The following is a 2,786-nucleotide window of genomic DNA, read 5'->3' as shown; positions in this document are numbered from 1 at the left end:
CTTGGTCCCACTCCTTCCCATCCCGAACAGGACAGTGAAACGAGTCAGCGCCGATGATAGTGCGGATTCCCGTGTGAAAGTAGGTCATCGTCAGGCTATTTATTGAAGCCAACCCCCACTATCGAAAGGTAGTGGGGGTTTTGCTTTGGGGGCGAATATTCTGGACCGCTGATACCCTCCCGGCGCAACGCCGGCTTGAGTTTGGGGGGCTGAGCGCACGCAGGATCTGCCTGGCGCCTGCGGCACTGGAATAGTCGGCCCTGCAATTTGGCTGCGACCCGCATGAATCTCTGCGCGAGATCGGCGTGCAGACCAGCGAGCAGATGGACATCATCCCGCAGCAGGTGCGCGTGATCCGCCACGAGCGCGTCAAGTACGCCTGCCCCTGCTGCGATGGCGGCATGCGCCTGGCGGCGCGCCCCGCGCAGATCATCCCCAGAGGGCTGTTCACCGAGAGCGCCCTGGCCTGGATGGCCGTGTCCAAGTACCTGGACGGCCTGCCGCTGTACCGCCAAGCGGTGCTGCTGGGTCGCTTCGGCGGCACCGACATCTCGCGCAACACGGTGGCCGGCAGCATGGTGCGCGCGGGCCAGGCCGTGCAGCCGGTGGTGAACCTGCTGCGCGACGCCTTGCTGGATGCGCCGCTGGTGTTCGGCGACGAGACCGAGCTGCAGGTGCTCAAGGAGCCCGGACGCAGCGCCCAGGCCAAGAGCTATGTCTGGGCGCAGATGACCGACGGCAGCGGCCGCGACGGCACGAGGCCGCCAATCCGGCTGTTCGCCTACTCGCCCAGTCGCTCGACGAAGACGGCGATGGAGTTGTATGCCGGCATCCGCCCGGGGGCCGTGTTCATGACCGACGGCTACGAGGTCTACGACACCGTGGCGGAGACGAACAAGCTCGTGCATCTGGCCTGCTGGACGCATTGCCGGAGGTACTTCTTGGAGGCGCTGCAGTCCTTGCCCAAAGACCAGCGCGGGCCGAACCAGCTGGCGGCGCGCTTCATCGCGCTGATCGGCAAGCTGTGCCACGTCGAGGCGCAGGCCCGGCGTGACGGTGTCGATGCGACTGAGCTCGGGCGCCGGCGTCAGCAGCACAGCGTGCCGGTGCTGGACGACATCGAGGCGCTGCTGTTGGTCAACCTGCATGGCGTGCTGCCCAAGAGCCTGCTGGGGCAGGCGCTGCACTACCTGTCCTCACAGTGGAGCAAGCTCAAGCGCTACGTCGAGGACGGCCGCTACAGCATCGACAACAACGTCCAGGAGAACGCCATCCGGCCGTTCTGCGTCGGGCGCCGCAATTGGCTCTTCGCCGACACGGTGGCTGGTGCCAACGCCAGCGCCAACCTGTACTCGCTGCTGCAGACCTGCAAGGTCAACGGCATCGACGGCTACCGTTACCTGCGCGCGCTGTTCATCGCGCTGCCCAAGGCTCAGACCGCGGACGACTACGCCGCGTTGCTGCCCTGGCGGCTGACGCCGTGAATTGATTTAGGGCCGCGGCCGGCCTGGGCCTCAGTGCAGGTCAGCCGCTGCACCGCAGCACTTCTTGAACTTCTTGCCGCTCCCACAGGGGCAAGGTTCGTTGCGGCCCACCTTGGTCTGCATCGATCGGGCCATCGTGCGTTCAGCGACAGCGCGTCTGTAGGGCAGCCAGTGTGCATGCAAGTCCAGGACGGCCTGCGGAATCTGCTGTGCCAACTCAGCTCGCATCGCCGGCGTCTCGGTCAGTTCGTCCTGATCTGCAGAGAACTCGTCCTCGCCGAGCAGGGCAATCGGCCTGAACCAGGCTTGCCCTTGAGGCGTCGACAGCAGCGGCTGCCAGTCATTCCAGCAAAGCTTCATGCCCTGGACAAAACCGTAGGCCCATGCTTCGGCGTCGTCGTACTCCTGCTCGTCGCCGTCGTACGTGCAGATTGACCAGCGAGGTGTGATCTCGCTTGGGTGATCCTCTAGCCCGGCAATGATGCCGTTGAAGTGGCGCATGACTAGGCCGAGCACATGGTTCAAATGCTCGATGGAGTCCATCGGCGGCATCATCTCCGTGGTGCCCCAGATCTTGGGCAGCCACTGTCTGGGATGCAGGGTTGTTACGTCCCGCGTAAATCTCGACGCCCGGTCCCAAGCTATTCGAGGGCGAACCGAGCGGGGTGTCCCAGGACGAATCGGGAAGGACAGGCGCCTTGAGGAAGGCGAGACGCTGATGCCGCAGGCGCGATGAACAACGCCGCCAGGGATGAACTGGCGGCGTTGCGGGGTGATGGCGGTGAGGCGGTTCAGAACGGCGGGTCGTCGGTTGGCGAGTCGAAGTCTGGCTCGATGAGGTTGTGCCGATCGAGCCCGTCGAAGTGACGCCGGATTTGCGCGCCGTAGCGCGACTCGATGAGCAGGAACAGGTGCTCGACGAAGAGGTAGAGCTCGACGGCCGCCTCGTCACTGAGCCGGGGCAATGGCACGCCGTGCGGCGATGCCGGGAGTATGGGGGCGCTCGTCATTGCAACTCCGCAATGGCTTGCTGCAGCAGCTCGTCGGGCAGGTGGTTGAGCCCCTTGGGCACAGCCAGCCGCATGGCCGTGCACAGGATGCGCCCGGCCTGGCGAGGCAGCCCCATGCTGGCCTGGCGCAAGATCTCCAGCCCCGAGTCGGACAGCAGCGTGTGCTGGCAGCCGGCGCTCTTGAGGCCGTGGGTGAGGAGCTGCGCGAAGCGCTCGCGCTCGACGATGGGTCGCAAGGCCACGCGCGCCTGGATGCGGCTGGCCAGCGCCGCGTACGGCGCACGCTCCAGGG

General features: G+C 65.7%; 2 protein-coding genes, 1 rRNA gene and 2 pseudogenes. 2 read left to right on the top strand and 3 right to left on the bottom strand.

Annotated features, from left to right (window positions below; genetic code table 11):
- Together rrf and tnpC are read left to right on the top strand one after the other, a co-directional pair.
- A 5S ribosomal RNA gene (gene rrf, locus JOY88_RS07525) occupies window positions 1-96 on the top strand; the annotation flags it as partial.
- Window positions 97-278: 182 nt separating this feature from the next.
- Window positions 279-1,484, top strand: a pseudogene (gene tnpC / locus JOY88_RS07520) (IS66 family transposase); the annotation flags it as partial.
- A 30-nt stretch (window positions 1,485-1,514) separates the two neighbouring features.
- Here the strand turns inward: tnpC and JOY88_RS07515 are convergent.
- The 3 genes and pseudogenes from JOY88_RS07515 to JOY88_RS07505 form a co-directional block, all read right to left on the bottom strand.
- Window positions 1,515-2,084, bottom strand: coding sequence for a UPF0149 family protein (locus JOY88_RS07515; protein WP_293501642.1), 570 nt, complete (start codon window positions 2,082-2,084; stop codon window positions 1,515-1,517).
- Window positions 2,085-2,275: 191 nt separating this feature from the next.
- Entirely contained in the window at window positions 2,276-2,494 is a 219-nt protein-coding gene (locus JOY88_RS07510; protein WP_293501641.1) for a hypothetical protein, read from the bottom strand.
- Window positions 2,491-2,786: pseudogene (locus tag JOY88_RS07505) on the bottom strand (AAA family ATPase); the annotation flags it as partial. The gene JOY88_RS07510 and the pseudogene JOY88_RS07505, both read right to left, overlap by 4 nt.

Origin of the sequence: Roseateles sp. (assembly GCF_019237615.1) — a bacterium.
In the GTDB taxonomy this organism is placed as follows: domain Bacteria; phylum Pseudomonadota; class Gammaproteobacteria; order Burkholderiales; family Burkholderiaceae_C; genus Pelomonas.
Note: the sequence above shows the minus strand (reverse complement) of the source record. Positions and strands in the feature narration are given on the sequence as shown.

What these genes read in the sequence shown, in the direction of transcription:
- JOY88_RS07510 (WP_293501641.1), bottom strand. Translation starts at nt 2,494, where the DNA reads ATGACGAGCGCCCCCATACTCCCGGCATCGCCGCACGGCGTGCCATTG.